This is a genomic window from Diaphorobacter ruginosibacter, assembly GCF_014395975.1.
GTDB lineage: Bacteria > Pseudomonadota > Gammaproteobacteria > Burkholderiales > Burkholderiaceae_C > Diaphorobacter_A > Diaphorobacter_A ruginosibacter.
Map to the genome: position 1 here is coordinate 2,978,415 of NZ_CP060714.1, position 17,749 is coordinate 2,996,163.

General features: G+C 64.2%; 21 protein-coding genes. 17 read left to right on the top strand and 4 right to left on the bottom strand.

Features of this window, described 5'->3' with window-relative positions:
• Window positions 1-319 precede the first annotated feature (319 nt).
• From H9K76_RS13480 to H9K76_RS13490, 3 genes are all read right to left on the bottom strand, one after another.
• A complete protein-coding gene (locus H9K76_RS13480) occupies window positions 320-799 on the bottom strand; it encodes a GNAT family N-acetyltransferase (protein WP_187595918.1) in 480 nt (159 codons plus the stop codon).
• Window positions 800-919: 120 nt separating this feature from the next.
• The gene (locus tag H9K76_RS13485; RefSeq protein WP_187600636.1) at window positions 920-1,279 is read right to left on the bottom strand and encodes an antibiotic biosynthesis monooxygenase family protein; all 360 of its coding nucleotides are present in this window, start codon (window positions 1,277-1,279) and stop codon (window positions 920-922) included.
• Between the two features lie 35 nt (window positions 1,280-1,314).
• Entirely contained in the window at window positions 1,315-1,935 is a 621-nt protein-coding gene (locus tag H9K76_RS13490; RefSeq protein WP_187595919.1) for an FMN-binding negative transcriptional regulator, read from the bottom strand.
• A gap of 93 nt (window positions 1,936-2,028) precedes the next feature.
• Between H9K76_RS13490 and pdxR the strand changes: the two genes are divergently transcribed.
• Window positions 2,029-3,492 (top strand): MocR-like pyridoxine biosynthesis transcription factor PdxR, encoded by a 1,464-nt coding sequence (gene pdxR, locus H9K76_RS13495; protein WP_187595920.1) that lies wholly within the window; start codon window positions 2,029-2,031, stop codon window positions 3,490-3,492.
• Between the two features lie 14 nt (window positions 3,493-3,506).
• Here the strand turns inward: pdxR and H9K76_RS13500 are convergent, their stop codons facing one another.
• Complete coding sequence (locus tag H9K76_RS13500; RefSeq protein ID WP_187595921.1) at window positions 3,507-4,439, bottom strand: LysR family transcriptional regulator; 933 nt, start codon at window positions 4,437-4,439, stop codon at window positions 3,507-3,509.
• A 121-nt stretch (window positions 4,440-4,560) separates the two neighbouring features.
• Between H9K76_RS13500 and H9K76_RS13505 the strand changes: the two genes are divergently transcribed.
• The 16 genes from H9K76_RS13505 (at window position 4,561) to ccmI (ending at window position 17,747) form a co-directional block, all read left to right on the top strand.
• Window positions 4,561-5,454: an MBL fold metallo-hydrolase gene (locus tag H9K76_RS13505; protein ID WP_187595922.1), complete on the top strand. Its 894-nt coding sequence runs from the start codon at window positions 4,561-4,563 to the stop codon at window positions 5,452-5,454.
• A 5-nt stretch (window positions 5,455-5,459) separates the two neighbouring features.
• The gene (locus H9K76_RS13510) at window positions 5,460-6,116 is read left to right on the top strand and encodes a DsbA family protein (protein ID WP_223196241.1); all 657 of its coding nucleotides are present in this window, start codon (window positions 5,460-5,462) and stop codon (window positions 6,114-6,116) included.
• A gap of 457 nt (window positions 6,117-6,573) precedes the next feature.
• Complete coding sequence (napE, locus tag H9K76_RS13515) at window positions 6,574-6,744, top strand: periplasmic nitrate reductase, NapE protein (RefSeq protein WP_187595923.1); 171 nt, start codon at window positions 6,574-6,576, stop codon at window positions 6,742-6,744.
• An 8-nt stretch (window positions 6,745-6,752) separates the two neighbouring features.
• On the top strand, window positions 6,753-7,028 hold the full coding sequence (locus H9K76_RS13520; protein WP_187595924.1) for a chaperone NapD: 276 nt from the start codon (window positions 6,753-6,755) through the stop codon (window positions 7,026-7,028).
• Window positions 7,025-9,520 (top strand): periplasmic nitrate reductase subunit alpha, encoded by a 2,496-nt coding sequence (gene napA / locus H9K76_RS13525; protein ID WP_187595925.1) that lies wholly within the window; start codon window positions 7,025-7,027, stop codon window positions 9,518-9,520. The genes H9K76_RS13520 and napA overlap by 4 nt, the downstream gene beginning before the upstream one ends.
• A gap of 13 nt (window positions 9,521-9,533) precedes the next feature.
• Window positions 9,534-10,031 carry a nitrate reductase cytochrome c-type subunit gene (locus tag H9K76_RS13530; RefSeq protein WP_187595926.1) on the top strand — a complete coding sequence of 166 codons (498 nt, stop codon included), beginning with the start codon at window positions 9,534-9,536 and terminating at the stop codon, window positions 10,029-10,031.
• Between the two features lie 21 nt (window positions 10,032-10,052).
• Complete coding sequence (locus H9K76_RS13535; protein WP_187595927.1) at window positions 10,053-10,685, top strand: cytochrome c3 family protein; 633 nt, start codon at window positions 10,053-10,055, stop codon at window positions 10,683-10,685.
• 7 nt (window positions 10,686-10,692) lie between these two features.
• On the top strand, window positions 10,693-11,388 hold the full coding sequence (gene ccmA, locus H9K76_RS13540) for a heme ABC exporter ATP-binding protein CcmA (protein WP_187595928.1): 696 nt from the start codon (window positions 10,693-10,695) through the stop codon (window positions 11,386-11,388).
• Window positions 11,388-12,038: a heme exporter protein CcmB gene (ccmB, locus tag H9K76_RS13545; RefSeq protein ID WP_187600638.1), complete on the top strand. Its 651-nt coding sequence runs from the start codon at window positions 11,388-11,390 to the stop codon at window positions 12,036-12,038. The genes ccmA and ccmB overlap by 1 nt, the downstream gene beginning before the upstream one ends.
• Window positions 12,039-12,059: 21 nt before the next feature.
• Window positions 12,060-12,824 (top strand): heme ABC transporter permease CcmC, encoded by a 765-nt coding sequence (gene ccmC / locus H9K76_RS13550; RefSeq protein WP_187595929.1) that lies wholly within the window; start codon window positions 12,060-12,062, stop codon window positions 12,822-12,824.
• Window positions 12,824-12,955: a heme exporter protein CcmD gene (gene ccmD, locus H9K76_RS13555; protein ID WP_187595930.1), complete on the top strand. Its 132-nt coding sequence runs from the start codon at window positions 12,824-12,826 to the stop codon at window positions 12,953-12,955. Before ccmC ends, ccmD begins: the two co-directional genes overlap by 1 nt.
• Window positions 12,952-13,410 (top strand): cytochrome c maturation protein CcmE, encoded by a 459-nt coding sequence (gene ccmE / locus H9K76_RS13560; RefSeq protein WP_187595931.1) that lies wholly within the window; start codon window positions 12,952-12,954, stop codon window positions 13,408-13,410. The genes ccmD and ccmE overlap by 4 nt, the downstream gene beginning before the upstream one ends.
• Window positions 13,407-15,440 (top strand): heme lyase CcmF/NrfE family subunit, encoded by a 2,034-nt coding sequence (locus tag H9K76_RS13565; protein ID WP_187595932.1) that lies wholly within the window; start codon window positions 13,407-13,409, stop codon window positions 15,438-15,440. Before ccmE ends, H9K76_RS13565 begins: the two co-directional genes overlap by 4 nt.
• A complete protein-coding gene (locus H9K76_RS13570) occupies window positions 15,437-15,967 on the top strand; it encodes a DsbE family thiol:disulfide interchange protein (RefSeq protein WP_187595933.1) in 531 nt (176 codons plus the stop codon). The genes H9K76_RS13565 and H9K76_RS13570 overlap by 4 nt, the downstream gene beginning before the upstream one ends.
• Window positions 15,964-16,470: a cytochrome c-type biogenesis protein gene (locus H9K76_RS13575; protein ID WP_187595934.1), complete on the top strand. Its 507-nt coding sequence runs from the start codon at window positions 15,964-15,966 to the stop codon at window positions 16,468-16,470. The genes H9K76_RS13570 and H9K76_RS13575 overlap by 4 nt, the downstream gene beginning before the upstream one ends.
• The gene (gene ccmI, locus H9K76_RS13580; RefSeq protein WP_187595935.1) at window positions 16,467-17,747 is read left to right on the top strand and encodes a c-type cytochrome biogenesis protein CcmI; all 1,281 of its coding nucleotides are present in this window, start codon (window positions 16,467-16,469) and stop codon (window positions 17,745-17,747) included. Before H9K76_RS13575 ends, ccmI begins: the two co-directional genes overlap by 4 nt.
• Window positions 17,748-17,749 lie beyond the last annotated feature (2 nt).

Here is a 17,749-nt window from a genome sequence, read left to right on the forward strand (position 1 = left end):
CGTACAAGGGATCGAGCTCTTGGCGTTTTTTATTTGGAATAGACGCTTGTGAATGACTGCTTTGGTTTGATACGAACTTCCGGGTTGGGTCGCAAGCCCCCGTTCGCTTGACGTCACAGCAGACATCCAGCGACCCATCTGCCTGCATTTGATGGTCGTTGCCCGCCGCACACCTGAAACCCGTCATTGGGCAGTCCCCCGCGTCGATGCCCGGATGGCCGGTATGTGTCGTTGACCGCTAGAAAGCGTTGCGAGTATGAGCAGCGGAAATCGCGGCAAAAACGCAAGCCCTCCCACACACACCGATCAAATAGCGCCATCAACGAACCAGCAACCTGCACATCAGCGCATTGCTGAAAAGCACGCCTCGTAGTTCAACGACGCGGCGCTCTTCTACGAAAAAGCCTGCCTTCGTAAAAAGCGGTTCCGCAGTGAGGCTGACGTGAGAATGAATCGCAGGTAGCCCCTCCGCTTCCGCTCGCGCCAAGAGAAAGCGCAACAGCGCAAGTCCCAGGCCTTTTCCGCCTTGCCGTGCGTCGACGAAGAACTGGTCGATGTAACCGTCTTGCTGGAGATCGGCAAAGGCGACAGGAACGCCGTCCATGGTAAGGACAAAAGGTTGATTTTTCTCCATTCTTCGCGACCACTCGGAGGCATCGTAGTCCTCTGGCGCCCATGCCATGCGTTGCTCCACCGTGTAGTTCCGTGCGGCACTGCCATGAACGGCGGAGAAAAATACCTGTCGAAGCAATGGCTCGTCGCCAGGTTCAAAGCGGCGGATGTGGTAGTTGAGATTCATGCAGCGTGCAACCCGTTTGCTTCATCCATGACAGGGATATCCAAACCATCGACGAACTCCAATGTACGTCCATGAACTCATACCTGTGCCCAACAACAGGGGCCGGTTGGCCTGACAGCCTCAATGCTCCCCACCGCCACGACGACCACGATGTCCGAAAGCGATATGTCCCAGGGGATGGGTGACACCACCATCCCCGTAGAAGCCCACTACTTGCGCGATCACGACCTGATAACCCTTGAGCCATTCCGCCTGCCGCGCCTTGGCCTCGATGTGCGCGGGGTGCTCCATGAGCGCGCGCAGCGCCTCCATCGATTCCCAGTAGTAGACGTTGGAGACCAGCCCCGTCGAAGGATTCTCCCAGGCCTCTTCGCCCAGATAGCCCGGAATGGATTTCGCGGTGGTGGCGATGGCCTGGTCAAGGGTATGGAACTCCTCGCTTGCATCGCCCATCGCAAAGGTAAAAGTCGATGTGTAGATCGTCTTCATGGAGCGGATGGTCCCTGCGATGGTCATCATGGCGCGCGCATGCGCTGCGCCAGTTCCGTCTGCTCACGGGCCTGAAGCGCTTCGGCGGCACCCAGGCGGTCGCGCTCGTCCTTGTTCTGGCTGAGCTTGCGCTTGCCCTCCAATGAGGTGATGGCGATCTCGATGCCCACGATGTTGCGCAGCATGCTGTCGATGAATTCCGCCGAGGAGTCCGACATCTTCCAGGGGCGAGGCTCGCCGGCCTCGTGCCGGCGTGTGAGGCGGCCCACCACGCCGCGCACAAAGCGCTCGTCGTCGCGGATGGTCAGCATGCCATGCGCGTGCACCACCTCGTAGTTCCAGGTGGGCACCTGCCGGTGCGTCTCGTGCTTGCTCGGATACCAATTGGGCGAGACATAGCTCTCGGCGCCGCGAAAGATCACCATCACCGGGCATTCCCCGGGACAGTTCTGCCACACCGGGTTGGCGCGTGCCACATGTGCCGTCAGCATGCCATGTGCGCCGGCATCAGGATCCAACTCGAACGGAAGATGATTGGCGTCCAGCCCCTGGGCGCCATGCGTGACCAGGGTGCCCAGCGGGTGCGAGCGGATGATGCGGGCCAGTTCCTCGGGGCGGGTTTCAGCAAAGTGTGCGGGGGTGTACATCGGGGGTCTTCAGCAAAACGATGGTGCGACTATGGCGCTTGTCTGGCATGATGAAAAGAACCAGTTTTCAACTATTTTCATGGGCCAGTTGAGATGAAGAAATCCGCTTCCGAACCGGCGGGTTCCGGCCGACGCATCTACGATCTGTTGCGCAGCCAGATCGGCGACGGCACCTTGCGCCCAGGCGCGCGCGTCACGTCCACGCGCGCGCTGGCAGCGGAACTGGGGGTTTCGCGCACGACGGTCACCGCCGTCTTCGAGCAGTTGGCCGCCGAGGGTTTCCTGGTGACGTCTGCCGGTCGCGCCGCGCGCGTCGCCGCTCCGCTGGCGGCCAGTCGGCCGAGCAAGACCACGGCGAAACAGCCAGCCGTTGCGGCCCCCGCCCTGTCCGCGTACGGGCGCCGGATCACGAATCTTGGGATTCCTGCATTTCCGTCGGCGCGGCGTGCCCGTTTCGATTTCCTGTACGGCGCCGTGGCGGCAAGGGATTTTCCAAGCCTGGCCTGGCGACGGGCCTACCAGGCCGCACTGCTGCGCCAGCAACACAGCCTGTGCTACGCCCCGCCCGAAGGCGACCCGGAACTGCGCCGGGCCTTGCAGGGCTACCTGCGGCGCGCGCGCGGCATCACATGCGACACGGAGCAGATCCTGGTGGTGCATGGCTCGCAGCAAGCCATCGACCTGTGCGCGCGGCTGTTGCTGGACACGGGGGACGCCTTCGTCTTCGAGAATCCAGGTTATCTCATGGCCCGGCACAGTTTCGAGGCCACCGGCGCCAGCCTGCTGCCTGTCGATGTGGATGAGCACGGCCTCGACACGGGCTGCCTGCCCGCGGACGCGCGCGTGCGCCTGGCCTATGTGACTCCTTCGCACCAGTTTCCGCTGGGCGGTGTGCTGCCGATCAGCCGCCGGCAGGCCCTGCTGCAGTGGGCAGGACGCCATGATGCGTGGATCGTGGAGGATGACTACGACGGCGAGTTCCGGTACGGCCAGAGGCCCATCGATGCGCTGAGGTCCGTCGATACCGATGGCCGCGTGATCTACGTCGGCACCTTCTCCAAGGCCTTGTCGCCGCAGTTGCGGCTGGGTTATCTGGTGCTGCCGCCCTCGCTGGTGCCTGTGTTCCGCCAGGCCAAGCGGCTGGCGGACCGCCACGCACCAACGCTGGACCAGCAGGTGCTGGCCACCCTGATCGACAACGGAGCCTACGAGCGCCACGTTCGCCGGATGCGCCGCGAAAACGAGCGCCGCCGGGCGGCGTTGCTGGAGGCGGTCGAACAATATCTGCCGGCGAATGCCCGTGTGGACGGCACGGCAGCCGGGTTGCATGTGGTGCTGTGGCTCCCGTTCCTGGAAGCGAGGAGCGAAGCCGTGCTGGTGGCCTCCGCGCGCGATGCGGGCGTGGGCGTCTATCCGGTCGCCCCCTTGTTCGCACGTAGCGCCGCGCGTGCCCGCCCGCGTCCCGCCGGGCTGATCCTGGGGTATGCCAGCCTGACGACCGAGCAGATCAGGCAGGGCATGTCCGCGCTGGCGAAAGTGATCGCCGGCCTGGCTTGAACGGGCGGCCAAACTCAGGCAGAGCCTGGCTGACGCCTCTGCGCGGCCAGCCACTCTCCATCGGTCTGGAACCAGCGCACCAGGAAGTCCAGCATCGTGCGCAGGGTGGCGGGCTGACGGTCGCGCGAGAGGTAGACGCCGTACACGGACAGGTCCTGCGGGATCTGCTGCGGCAGCAGCTCCACCAACTCGCCGCTGTGCAGGTGTGGGGCGGCACTGTAGCGCGGCTGCAGGCTGATGCCTGCGCCGTGCAAGGCGGCCTGCAGCAGCGCCATCGAGTCGTCCGCCATCAGGTTGCCCGAGACGGCAACGGCCTGCGCCGGCTGCCCCGCCTCCGCCTCGAAGCGCCACCAATTGCGGCCGTGGTACGAGTACGCAAGGCAGTTGTGCTGTGACAGTTCGGCCACCGTGCGCGGCGTGCCGTGGCGCTGCAGGTAGGCAGGCGCAGCGCAGACTACCGACTGGCAGACGGCCAGTGGCCGCGCGATCATCGATGTTTCCAGTTCGCTGGTGATGCGCAGCGCAAGGTCGATACGCTCCTCCACCAGATTGACCGCCCGGTAGCTCAGTTGCAGATCCACCGTGGTGTGCGGATGGCGCTGGAGATACTGCGCGACCGCTGCGGTCACGCTGGCCTGCGCCAGCGAGGGTGCGCAGGCCAGGCGCAGGCTGCCCCGAGGCTCGTCGGTCTCCAGGTCGGCTGCGCCGTGCATCTGCGCCGACACCATCAGCAGCTGCTGGCTGCGGGCCAGAGTTGCCTCGCCCGCGGCCGTGAGGCTCAGGCGCCGCGTCGTTCGGTGCAGCAGCCGTGCACCGGCCCAGGCCTCCATCTCGGCGAGGTAACGGGTGACCATGGCGCGCGACATGTCCAGCACCTCGGCCGCAGCAGCCATGCTGCCGCGCTCGACCACCGTCACAAATACCTCGGCTGCCCTGATGCGGTCCATGGGAATCCCTTTCACTCATCCGATTTACGCAACAATCAATTGCATTTCATCGGCTATTTTATTCAGTTTATGCAACCTAAGATAACGGACTGATCACAACCCCCTCTTCAAGGAAAACACCATGCAACGCCGCACCTTCGCCGCCGCTTCCGCCCTTGCGGGCCTGTTGACCCTCTGGGGCAGCGCACATGCCGCGGCGCCCCTGCACCTGCAGGTCTACAACCCGGGCAGCCAGTCGATGTTCGCGGTGTCGTCGGAGTTGGTGACGGGTGCGCGCGAGGCCATCCTGATCGATGCCCAGTTCCAGAAGAACGACGCGCAAAAGCTGGTGGACATGGTCAAGGCCAGCGGCAAGAAGCTCACCACGATCTACATCAGCCACAGCGACCCGGACTTCTACTTCGGACTGGACACCCTGCAGGCGGCATTCCCGCAGGCCCGCATCGTCGCCACGCCGCAGACCGTGGCCGCCATCAACGCCTCCAAGGACGGCAAGCTGGCCTTCTGGGGCCCGCAACTGAAGGACAACGCACCCCGGAAGGTCGTGGTGCCCGAGGTGCTCAACAGCGATCACCTGCTGCTCGAAGGCAAACGCCTCGAGATCAAGGGCCTGAAGGGTCCGCAACCCGACCGCAGCTATGTGTGGATTCCCAGCCTGAAGGCCGTGGTGGGCGGCGTGGTCGTCAACGCCAACGAGCATGTCTGGATGGCCGATACGCAGACGCCCGCGTCGCGCGCCGAGTGGCAGCAGACGCTCGCCGACATCACGGCACTGCAGCCCCGCACCGTGGTGCCGGGCCACTACCTGCTCAAGGACGGCAAGGCGCCAAAGGGCCTGGAATCGGTGCGCTTCACGTCCGACTACCTGTCGCAATTCGAGCGTGCCGCCGCCCGTGCCAGGAACTCGCAGGAGCTGGTCGCTGCGATGAAGCAGCAGTACCCCGGCCTGCCCGGCGATGGTGGCCTGGAACTGGGCGCCAAGGTCGTCAAGGGTGAAATGAAGTGGCCGCAGTGAACGGCATGACCTCCATGACGAACCCCACGCTGCACTACATCTTCGACCCGCTGTGTGGTTGGTGCTATGCGGCGGCACCGCTGATCGCCGCCGCGGGGCAGTTGCCCGGCGTGACGATCGCCCTGCATGGAGGCGGCATGATGACCGGAGAGCGCCGCAAGCACATCACGCCCGACTGGCGCGGCTACGTGCTGCCGCATGACCGGCGCATCGAACAGATGACGGGCCAGGTATTCGGCCCGGGGTACACCGAAGGCCTGCTGAACGACACGACCGCGCTGCTTGACTCCGCGCCCCCCACCACAGCCATCCTGGCTGCCGAGCAAGTGGCAGGACAAGGCCTCGCCATGCTGCAACGCCTGCAGAAGGCGCACTACGTGGAAGGCCGGCGCATCGCTGACCCACCCGTGCTGCAGGCATTGGCTGCGGAACTGGGCTTGCCCGAAGCTGCTTTCGCTCAGGCCTATGCCTCGCTCACCGGTGCCCCCACCGAAGCGCACTTCGCAGAGAGCCGGCGGCTGCTCGTCATGGCGGGTGGCCAGGGCTTTCCCACGCTGGCCTTGCAAGTGGCGCCCGGTCAGCCGCTGCAGCGCATCGAACTCGGCCAGTGGCTGGGCCAGCCCGCGGCCTTTGCAGCAGCGCTGACAGAGACCCTGTCTTGAAAATCCAGGCGGTGCCATCCGCCGGATACCTGTCTCAAAAAAAGGAATGGAAACCCACTGGTTTCTGATTCGCGCATTTTCCGCCACCAATATTCATATGCATTTTCTAGAACGCGTATGAATATCCGACAACTCACACCCACGCAACGGGTGATACTCCGGTCTCTGCGCCCAAAAGCCCGCCGTCTCCTTGCGGCGGATCCCCCTTCATTTTCAAACATGCCCGATAGCGAATTGGTATTGTTTGATTTGGAAGCTAATATAAAAATCGTTCCCCTGCCGCGCCTTGGCACCAGCAATTGATTTAAATCAATCAATTGGCGACTTCAGTTCAAATCTAATAAAAAACATTCATCAACATGGTAATTTTCGGTCTGCCCAACCTATCGTTATTAACGAAAGTGTTGACAACAGGCTGGGCCACCCTACGAATGAATGCTCGAGAAATGGACAAGTCATGCCTGCGCATCACCCATCAACAGAGCCATCCACAAAAAAAGAAGAGCGCCGCAGCTTTGCGTTCCTGACCATCGTGATGGCTCCCGTGCTGTCAGGTCTGCTGATTGCAGCCTACGGCTTCCTGGTCTGGTTCTACCAAATGCTCTTCTCCGGCCCACCGCACGCGTGAGGCCCTTCATGAATATCGAAGAACTGCACATCATCAGCCTGGTGGTGCATGTCGTGCCCGAGAAGCTGGCCACTGTGGAGCGCCAACTGTGCGCCGTGGAAGGCCTGGAGCTGCACGGCAGCCACCCCAGCGGCAAGCTGGTGGTCACGCTGGAGGCCCCCCTCGCGGGCGTGATCCTGGAGCGGGTCGCACAAATCCAGCAGATTCCTGGCGTCATCAACGCCTCTCTCGTTTACCAACATGCCGATGCACGGCAATCTTTTGATCAGGGAGCAAAGCCATGACCAGCAACCGACGTGATTTCGTACGTCAATCCGCAGCGGCCGCAGCCGGTGCCGTTGCCGGCATTCCCATCCAGGTGCTCGCGCAGGACGGTGCGAGCGCACCCGACTCGGCGCTCCAGTGGTCCAAGGCACCCTGCCGCTTCTGCGGCACGGGCTGCGGGGTGATGGTGGCCGTCAAGGACAACCGTGTCGTGGCCACGCAGGGCGACCCCGAGGCCGAGGTGAACCGCGGCCTGAACTGCGTGAAGGGCTACTTCCTCTCCAAGATCATGTATGGTGCCGACCGCCTCACACAGCCGATGCTGCGCATGAAGAACGGCCAGTACGCCAAGGATGGCGAATTCCAGCGCGTTTCCTGGGACAAGGCCTTCGACGTGATGGCGGAGAAGTTCAAGCTGGCGCTCAAGGACAAGGGCCCCTCCGGCGTGGGCATGTTCGGCTCGGGCCAATGGACCGTGTGGGAAGGGTATGCCGCCTCCAAGCTGTTCAAGGCGGGCTTTCGCTCCAACAACATCGATCCGAATGCACGCCACTGCATGGCATCCGCGGTGGCCGGCTTCATGCGCACCTTCGGCATGGACGAACCCATGGGCTGCTACGACGACATCGAGGCCACGGACACCTTCGTGCTCTGGGGCTCGAACATGGCGGAGATGCACCCCGTGCTGTGGACCCGCGTAACCGACCGGCGTCTGAGCACGACCGGAGTGAAGGTGGCCGTGCTCTCCACATTCGAGCACCGCTCCTACGAACTGGCCGACATCGAACTGACATTCAAGCCCCAGACCGATCTGGCGATCCTGAACTACATCGCCAACTACATCATCACCAACGGCAAGATCAACAAGGATTTCGTCAGCAAGCACGTCAACTTCAAGCTCGGCAATCCGGACATCGGCTATGGGCTGCGCCCCGAGCATCCGCTGCAGAAGGCTGCCAAGAACGCCGACGACCCGAATGGCGCCAAGCCGATGACCTACGAGGAGTTCGCCAAGTTCGTCTCTACCTATACGCTGGACTACACAGCCAAGCTGTCGGGCGTACCGGCCAACCGACTCAAGGCGCTGGCCGAGCTGTATGCCGACCCCAAGCGCAAGGTGGTGTCGTTCTGGACCATGGGATTCAACCAGCACACGCGCGGTGTGTGGGCGAACAACATGGTCTACAACATCCACCTGCTGACCGGCAAGATCGCCACACCCGGCAACAGCCCGTTCTCGCTGACCGGCCAGCCCTCGGCCTGCGGCACGGCGCGCGAGGTCGGTACGTTCTCGCATCGCCTGCCCGCCGACATGGTGGTGACCAACCCCGAGCATCGCAAGGCCGCCGAGAAGATCTGGAAGCTGCCCGAGGGCACCATTCCGGGCAAGCCCGGCTACCACGCCGTATTGCAGAACCGCATGCTCAAGGATGGTCAGCTCAACGCCTATTGGGTGATGGTGAACAACAACATGCAGGCCGGCCCCAATCTGGCACAGGAGGGCTATCCGGGTTATCGCAATCCAGCCAATTTCATCGTGGTGTCGGATGCCTACCCCACCGTCACCGCCGTGGCGGCGGACCTCATCCTGCCCAGCGCCATGTGGGTGGAAAAGGAAGGTGCCTACGGCAATGCCGAGCGGCGCACGCATTTCTGGCACCAACTGGTGACGGCACCGGGCGATGCGCGCTCCGACCTCTGGCAGCTCATGGAGTTCTCCAAGCGCTTCAAGATGGAAGAGGTCTGGACCGAAGAACTGCTTGCCAAGGCACCCCAGTACCGAGGCAAGACGATGTATGACGTGCTGTTCCGCAATGGCCAGGTCGACAGGTTCTCGCTTGCCGACATGGACAAGGCCTACGGCAACCACGAGTCTGAGGATTTCGGCTTCTACGTGCAGAAGGGCCTGTTCGAGGAATACGCCTCGTTCGGCCGCGGCCACGGGCACGATCTGGCGCCCTTCGACGAATACCACAAGGTACGCGGCCTGCGGTGGCCTGTGGTGGACGGCAAGGAAACACGCTGGCGCTACCGTGAAGGCTCCGACCCCTACGTGAAGGCAGGCACGGGCTATCAGTTCTACGGTAACCCGGACGGCAAGGCCATCATCTTCGCCTTGCCCTACGAACCCGCAGCCGAGTCACCCGACAAGGAGTATCCATTCTGGCTGTCCACCGGCCGCGTGCTGGAGCACTGGCATTCGGGCTCGATGACGCAGCGCGTGCCCGAACTGCACAAGGCCATTCCAAACGCGCTGTGCTACATGCACCCCGAGGATGCAAAGGCGCTCGGCATGCGGCGCGGCAGCGAGGTAGAGGTGGCTTCGCGCCGGGGGGCGATCCGCTCCCGCGTGGAAACACGCGGACGCAACAAACCGCCCCGTGGACTGGTCTACGTGCCGTGGTTCGATGCGAGCCAGCTGATCAACAAGGTCACGCTGGACGCCACCGACCCGATATCGCTGCAGACAGATTACAAGAAGTGCGCCGTCAAGCTCACCAAGGTCTCGTGAAGGAGAAAGGATCATGCAACTTATTCGACTCTTGAGCATGGCGTGGATGCTGGCGATCAGTGCGGCATGGGCCACGGACCCGGTGCCCACAGGCCAGAACTTCCACGACAGTGCGCGTGGTACGACACCCATCATGGAAATGACCAAGCCGCCCGTGTTGGGCAATGCCGTCAACGACGACGTGCGCCGTACCCGCAACTACACCTGGCAGCCGCCCACCATCCCGCATCGGGTGGACGGCTACCAGGTCGACAAGAACTTCAACAAGTGCATGGACTGCCATGCGCGCGCCAAGGCCGAGATCTCGCAGGCCGTGCCCGTATCGGTCACGCACTACATGACGCGCGACGGACAGATGCTGGGGCAGGTGTCCACGCGCCGCTACTTCTGCATGCAATGCCATGTGGCCCAGGATGCGGTGCGCCCGATCGTGGAAAACCGGTTCCTGGACGTGGATTCGCTGATCCGGAATTCCCAGCGAGCACCTTCTGGCAACCAATCCAAGCGCTGACGCACAACCAAAGACATTGCCATGTTGAATCTCATCAAACGCTATTGGACGGTGATCCGCCGCCCCAGCTTGCACTTCAGTCTGGGGTTTCTGACCATCGGCGGTTTCATCGGCGGCGTCCTGTTCTGGGGCGCATTCAACACGGCCATGGAGCTCACCAACACCGAGAAGTTCTGCACCGGTTGCCACGAGATGCGCGACAACGTATTTGCCGAGCTGAAGAGCACCATTCACTACACCAACCGCTCGGGCGTTCGCGCGGTGTGCTCCGACTGTCACGTGCCGCACAACTGGACGGACAAGATGGCACGCAAGATGCAGGCCTCCAAGGAGGTATGGGGCAAGATCTTCGGCACCATCGACACGCCCGAGAAGTTCCAGGAAAAACGCCTGGAACTCGCGCAGCATGAGTGGGAACGCCTGAAGGCGAATGATTCGCTGGAATGCCGCAACTGCCACAACTATGACTCGATGGACTTCACTCGCCAGAGCCAGCGAGCGCAGAACATGCACTCCACCTACCTCGCCAACAAGGAGAAGACCTGCATCGACTGCCACAAAGGCATTGCCCACCGCCTGCCTCACATTCCGCCGGGCCAGGGCCCCAGCGACACCCCGGGCCAGCAGGTACCCGAGGCCAAAGCGGGTCCGTGATCGCCACATGGAGCCTGACTATCCAGCGAACTCCCGCCTGCAGGTGAGCAATCTGGGCTGCCTGCGGGGAGGCCGGGTTCTTTTTCGCAATCGGCATATCGACCTGCATGGCGGCACCGTGCTGACGCTGCGCGGCAGCAATGGCTCGGGCAAGAGCACACTGCTGCGCACCTTGGCCGGTCTTCTGCCGATGCGTGCAGGTGAACTGCGCTGGTGCGGCCGCACACTCCTTCCCACGGCCGCGCCCTACCAGTCTCAACTGGCGTACCTGAGCCACCATCCGGCGATGAATGATGCGCTGACCGGCATCGAGAACCTTCACTATCTGCTGACGCTTGCGGGCATGCCCTGGCAGGTGGAACGCGTGCGCGAGGTCCTGGGCGCGCTTGGCGTGCTGCAGGCCGCCGGGCTTGCCTTCGGCAAGTGCTCACAAGGCCAGCGTCGCCGCCTGGGCCTGGCGCGCGTGCTGCTGTCCGGCAGGCAGCTATGGCTTCTGGACGAACCCGACAGCGCACTCGACGATCTGGGATTGCAGTGGCTGGCTGGCGCGCTCACCGCTCATGCGGCGCGTGCGGGCATGGCCATCGTCGCGACCCACAGGGACATCCCATCACTCTCGGGCCCCGTGCTCGACCTGTCCGCCACTGCAGACGCAGTCGCAACCGCTGCCCCGAACGGAGAACACGGAGGCTCGTCGTGCTGATGGCCGTATGCGCGCGCGAATTTCGCCTTGCACTTCGTCGGCCGGGCGATGCGCTCGGCGCCCTGTTCTTTTTCGTGCTCGTGGGCAGCTTGTTCCCATTGGCGGTGGGACCTGACGTCGACCTGCTGCACCGGATCGCACCCGGTGTGATCTGGGTGGCCGCGTTGCTGTCCATCCTGCTGGGGCAGCACCGGCTGTTCGAGCCCGATCTCGCGGACGGCACGCTCGAACAGTGGCGCCTCTCGTCCGCCCCGCTGCCGCTGCTGGCCGGGCTGAAGACCCTGAGCCACTGGCTGCTGACCGCCGCCCCACTGCTGCTAGTCACCCCGCTGCTCGGTTGGCAGTATGGCCTGGCCGATAACGTGATGGCCGTCATGCTCGCGTCGCTGCTGCTCGGAACGCCCAGCCTGTGCCTGCTGGCGGCGCTCGGGGCCGCGCTGACGCTGGGTCTCAAGGGACAGTTGCTGCTCGTCCTGGTCGTGATGCCGCTGTGCATTCCCGTTCTCGTCTTTGGCAGCGACGCTGTCGCAAGAGCCGCACAGGGTCTCGGTGCCGCACCCTCCCTCAGCCTGCTTGGCGCGCTGCTGTGCCTGACCATTCTGGCCTGCCCTTGGGCGATTGCCGCCGCGCTGCGGCTGGCTCTTGAGTAATGCCGAGAGATAACGAGTGATATGAAGCTATTGAGCCCCGACACCGCACCACCCGAGGCCGGAACGCGCTCGCCCCGCAGACGCTGGCGCCAGTTGCTCTCCCCGCCCGTCTTTCACGATTGGGCCGGCACGCTGTGGCCGCGGTTCGCCGTTGCGGCCTGCGTGCTGGCGGCTGCGGGCCTGTGGATCGGATTCTTCGTCGCACCCACCGACCACCAGCAAGGCGAGGTGTATCGCCTGATCTTCCTGCATGTTCCCGCCGCCTGGATGTCGATGTTCATCTACGTGACGGCCGCCGCGCACGCCGCGCTGGGGCTCATCTACCGCACCCGCCTGTCCCCCATCCTTGCGCGGGCGCTCGCGCCCACGGGCGCCATGTTCACCTTGCTCGCGCTGTGGACCGGTTCGGTGTGGGGCAAACCAACCTGGGGTGCCTGGTGGGTCTGGGATGCCCGGCTCACCTCGGAGCTGATCCTGTTGTTTCTTTATGTGGGCTACCTGGGCCTGGTCTCGGCCATCGAGGACACCAGGCGCGCCGACACGGCAGGCTCCATTCTGCTTCTGGCGGGCGCAATCAACGTCCCCATCATCTATTTTTCCGTGCAATGGTGGAGCACGCTGCACCAGGGCGCGAGCATTCGCATGGATGCTGCACCGAGCATGACGCACACCATGCTCGCAGGCATGCTGACCATGGCCCTGGCTTGCTGGGCATACACGCTCGCGGTGGTGCTGGTACGTGCACGCGGCCTGATCGAGCAACGCGTCCACGAGGAGATTCTGTGATGCACAAGCATGCCTTCTACATCGCACTGGGCTATGGCGTGAGTGCGCTGCTCCTCGCCATCGAAGTGCTCGCCCTGTATCTGGCGGCTCGTCGAAGCCGCAAGTCCTTGCACACCGAGGATCCGCTATGAAGCCCCGTCAACGTCGATTGATCTGGGTCCTGCTGGGATTGCTGCTGGCGGGCACCGCCATCACCCTGGTGCTGCGGGCGCTCAATTCAAACGTCATGTTCTTCTACAGCCCCAGCCAGGTACAGGCTGGCGAGGTGCCTCGCGATGCAGCGTTCCGCCTGGGTGGTCTGGTGGAACAAGGCTCACTGCGACGCAGCCCCGACGGCATGCAGGTGAACTTCATCGTGACCGACCAGGTGCAGCGCGTGCCGGTGGCCTACCAGGGCCTGCTGCCCGATCTGTTCAAAGAGGGCAAGGGCGTGGTCGTCTCTGGCAGACTGCACGGCACAGGCCAGTTCCGCGCGAGCGAGGTGCTCGCCAAGCACGATGAGAACTACATGCCCCCCGAGGCGGCACACGCGCTCGAACAGGCGGCAAAGATCCCCGCCGCAGGCACGCCGGGGACAAATCCATGAGCGCAGAACTCGGCGCCTTTGCGCTCGTACTGGCGCTGCTCGTCTCCGTGGTGCTCGCCACCTTGCCGCTTGCGGGAGCCCACTGGAAGATCACACCCTGGGTGAATCTGGCACGGCCTGCAGCAACGCTGCTGTGTGCTCTGTGCGCCGCTGCCGCCGGTTTGCTGGCGTTCAGCTTCTGGAGGGATGACTTCTCGGTGCTCTACGTGGCCGCCAACTCTCACCGTGAGCTTCCCGCCATCTACAAGCTCACCGCCGTGTGGGGCAGCCATGAAGGCTCCATGCTGCTGTGGCAACTGATGCTCTCGGGATGGACCCTGGCAGTCGCCTGGCGCAGCCGTGCTCTTACACCCGAATACCGCGCGCGCGTACTGGCCGTCCTGGGCTGGATCAGCGTGGGGCTGCTGCTGTTCCTGCTGTTCCTGTCGAATCCGTTCCTGCGCCTGGTTCCTGCCGCAGCAGAAGGAAAGGACCTGAATCCCCTGCTGCAGGATCCAGGCATGGTGCTGCACCCGCCCCTGCTCTATATGGGGTACGTCGGCTTTTCCGTGCCCTTCGCCTTCGCCATGGCAGCCCTGCTTTCAGGCGAGATGGGAGCAGCCTGGGCACGCTGGTCGCGTTCATGGACGCTGGCCGCCTGGGGCTTTCTCACGCTGGGCATCCTGCTGGGAAGCGCCTGGGCCTATTACGTGCTCGGCTGGGGTGGCTGGTGGTTCTGGGACCCGGTGGAGAACGCATCGTTCATGCCGTGGCTGCTGGGTACTGCGCTGCTGCACTCGCTGATCGTGACCGACCATCGCGGCGCGTTCCGCAGCTGGTCTGCCTTGCTGGCGATTGGAGCCTTCTCGCTCAGCCTGATGGGAACGTTTCTCGTGCGCTCGGGCGTGCTCACTTCGGTGCACGCATTCGCCGTGGATCCGGGCCGTGGTCTTTACATCCTGTGCTTCATCATCGCCGTGGTGGGGAGCTCGCTGTGGCTGTTCGCATGGCGTGCGCCGCAGCTCGGCCAGGGCAGCGGCAGCTTTTCGCTGCTGTCGCGCGAAGCCTTTCTGCTGCTCAACAACGTGATGTTCAGCGCAGCGGCCATGGCCGTACTGATCGGCACGCTGTATCCGCTGGCGCTTGACGTGCTGCGCAGCGAGAAAATCTCCGTCGGCCCACCCTACTTCCAGGCCGTGTTCCTGCCTTTGATGGTGCCGACGCTGGCCTTCATGGGCGTGGGAGCCGTAGCCCGCTGGAAGAAAAGCGCGGCTGGCGACCTGTGGCGGCAACTCCGCATGGCGGCACTCTGGACCGGCGTAGTGTCCACGCTACTGGTGCTCGCAAGCGGCCGCATCGGCCCGCGCATCTCGCCGGCAACCTGGCTCGGGCTCACGCTCGGGCTGTGGTGCCTGCTCAGCACCCTGGGGCATCTCGCAGGGCGATTGGCGCCAGCCTTCCGGCAGGGCCTGGGCTGGCAACGCGCGCTGCGCCAGCCCATGGGCTGGTGGGGGATGCTCGCAGCCCACGCTGGCATCGGTATCTTCATACTCGCGGTGTGCCTGGCCGACGGGCTGGAGCGCAAGTCCGAGACCAGCATCGCGCAGGGCGAGACGGCGTCACTGGGCGGCTATGAGTTCCGCTTCGACGGCCTCGCGTCCGTGAGCGGCCCCAATTACGATGCCCAGCGTGCGCAGTTCACCGTGCGCCATGGTGATCGGGACGAATGGAAGATGTTCCCCGAGAAACGACTCTTCCGCGCACAACAGATGCCTCTCAGCCAGGCAGCCATCGACAGCCGCCTGTCGCGCGACGTCTTCATTGCACTGGGCGAAGCGCTCGACGAACAGGGATTGCGCTGGACCATTCGCCTGCAGGTCAAGCCGTTCATGGACTGGATCTGGGTCGGCGCCCTGATGATGGCACTGGGGGCGCTGCTGAGCCTGTTCGACCGGCGCTTTCGGTTGCACGCGGGGCGTTCGGCGGCATCGGCCAGCGATTCCGTCTTGGCGCCTTCATCGGTGTCGCCAGCCCCGGAGAGGATGGCATGATGCGCTTTGCCATTCCACTCGCCATCTTCCTGGCACTTGCCGCAATGCTGGGCATGGGCCTGCAGCGAGACCCTCGCAACCTGCCGTCGGCGTTGCTCGAACAGCCTGCTCCGGAAATCGATCGCCCGATCCTGGGTCAGCTGGATCCGCCCGGCCGCCGCCTGATGCTCAAGGACATGCAGGGCCAGATCTGGCTGCTCAACGTCTGGGCCTCGTGGTGTGCGCCCTGTCGCCAGGAACTGCCGACGTTGCAGGCCATGTCGCAGCGCGATGGCGTGCCGGTCTACGGGCTCAACTACAAGGATCAGCCGGAAAAGGCCCTGGCTCTGCTACGCGTCGCCGGCAACCCCTATGTGTCCTCCGCGATAGACATCGACGGCCGCGTGGGGCTCGACTTCGGCATCCAGGGCGTGCCCGAGACCTTCGTCATCGATGCCCGGGGCATCGTGCGCATGCGCCACCTGGGGCCGGTCACTCCCGAGATCTGGCGGGACAAGCTGATGCCCGCCATCAAGGCACTGCGATGACCTGCTCCAAAACGCGCTCCCTTCTGTCCCTCCTTTCCCGTCTGCGACGCCTGTGCCGCCTGGCCGGCCCGCTGTTGCTGGTCACAGCGGCCATGCTGGTGCCCGCCGCAGGCGTGATGGCGCGACCGTCTCTTGACGAGCGCGAGGCCTCCCTGGCCAGCCAACTGCGCTGCGTGGTCTGCCAGAATCAAACTGTTGCGGAGTCGCGCGCCCCCATCGCACAGGACATGCGCCAGCAGATCCGTGAGCAGCTTTCCAAGGGCAGCACGGACGAGCAGGTCGTTGCCTTCTTCGAGCAGCGCTACGGGGCGTTCGTGCGCTACAACCCGCCATGGAAGCCCTCCACGTGGCTGCTGTGGCTTTCTCCTTTCCTGATCGCGCTGGGTGGACTGTGGGTACTGCGCAGGAACCTGCCCGGGACGCCATCGGACACGCTGACATCCGAAGAGCGAAAGCGCGCTCAACAATGGCTGGAAGCCGGCCAGGAGGACCATCGGTCATGACCACGATGTACTGGCTCTGGTTTGGCGTCGTCGCCATGCTGCTGCTGAGCCTCGCGGTGCTGCTTGCACCGCTGCTCAAGGAAGGCACGCCGCCGATCCTGGGAAAGGACGAAGCAAGCTTGCGTACCCTGTACCGGGGCCAACTGGCCGAGCTGGGGCAGGAACATATACGTGGCAATCTCGGCAATGCAGAACATGTCCAGGCCGTTGACGAGCTGCACCGCCGCCTGCTACAGGAGCTCGATCGTCATCGCATGGCAGGTTCGTGGCAGCGCAACCCCTGGCTGCATCGCGCCAGTGCCCTTGTGCTTGCGCTGCTGCTGCCCGTCCTCTCGCTCGCACTGTACAAGCAGGTGGGCGACCCACGCGCGGCCGCGCAGCTCGCGCAGACTGCCGCGGGGGCCCATGGAGAGAGCGCCGGCGAGGTCAATGGAGCGCAGATCCAGGCCATGATAGAGAGCCTCGCGGCCCGGCTCCGGGCCGAGCCGCAGAACCTCGATGGATGGATCATGCTGGCGCGTTCGTATGACACCCTCGAGCGCTTTGACGATGCCGCCCGCGCCTATGGCGAGGCACTGAAGGAAGCCGGGCGCCGTGATCTAGAACCCGCGGTGCAAGCACGGCTGCATGCCGACCGGGCCGATGTGTTGGCATCAGCCCGGGGAGGTGAGCTGGAGGGGCCTGCAGGCGCAGCGATTACGCAAGCGCTGCTGCTCGACCCGAGGCAACCCAAGGCCCTGGCACTCGCGGGGACCGCTGCGGCGCGACGAGGCGACATCACGGTCGCGCGGCAGCATTGGAAGCTGCTGCTTGCGCAACTGGAACCCGGCTCCGACATGGCCTTGCGTGTACAGGACGACCTGCTGACCCTCGAGAACCTGGGACAGGCTCCTTCAGCGACATCGAGTCCCGACACCACAGCCACGCCCGCGGCACCCGACCTTGCGTTGGAGGGCGAATTGCGCTTCCAGAATGGCCTGGAGGCATCGCCCCTGCCCTCCACAGCCAAGGTTTACGTGGTGGTGCGCGCAGAGAACCACGCGCCACCCGTGGCCGTGCTGCGGCTATCCGCCACGCCACTGCCAACTTCCTTTCGCATTGGCGCGGCCCAGTTGCTCGATCCCTCGTTCGCATTCACGCAACAGACGCGCCTCACGCTACAGGCTCGCCTGTCGCGCAGCGGCGAGGCTCTGCCCGAGGCGGGCGACATCGTGAGCCCCGCGATCAGGACGAGCCCGCGTGCATCGGGACTTCGCCTGCTGCTGCAGGCACCCTGATC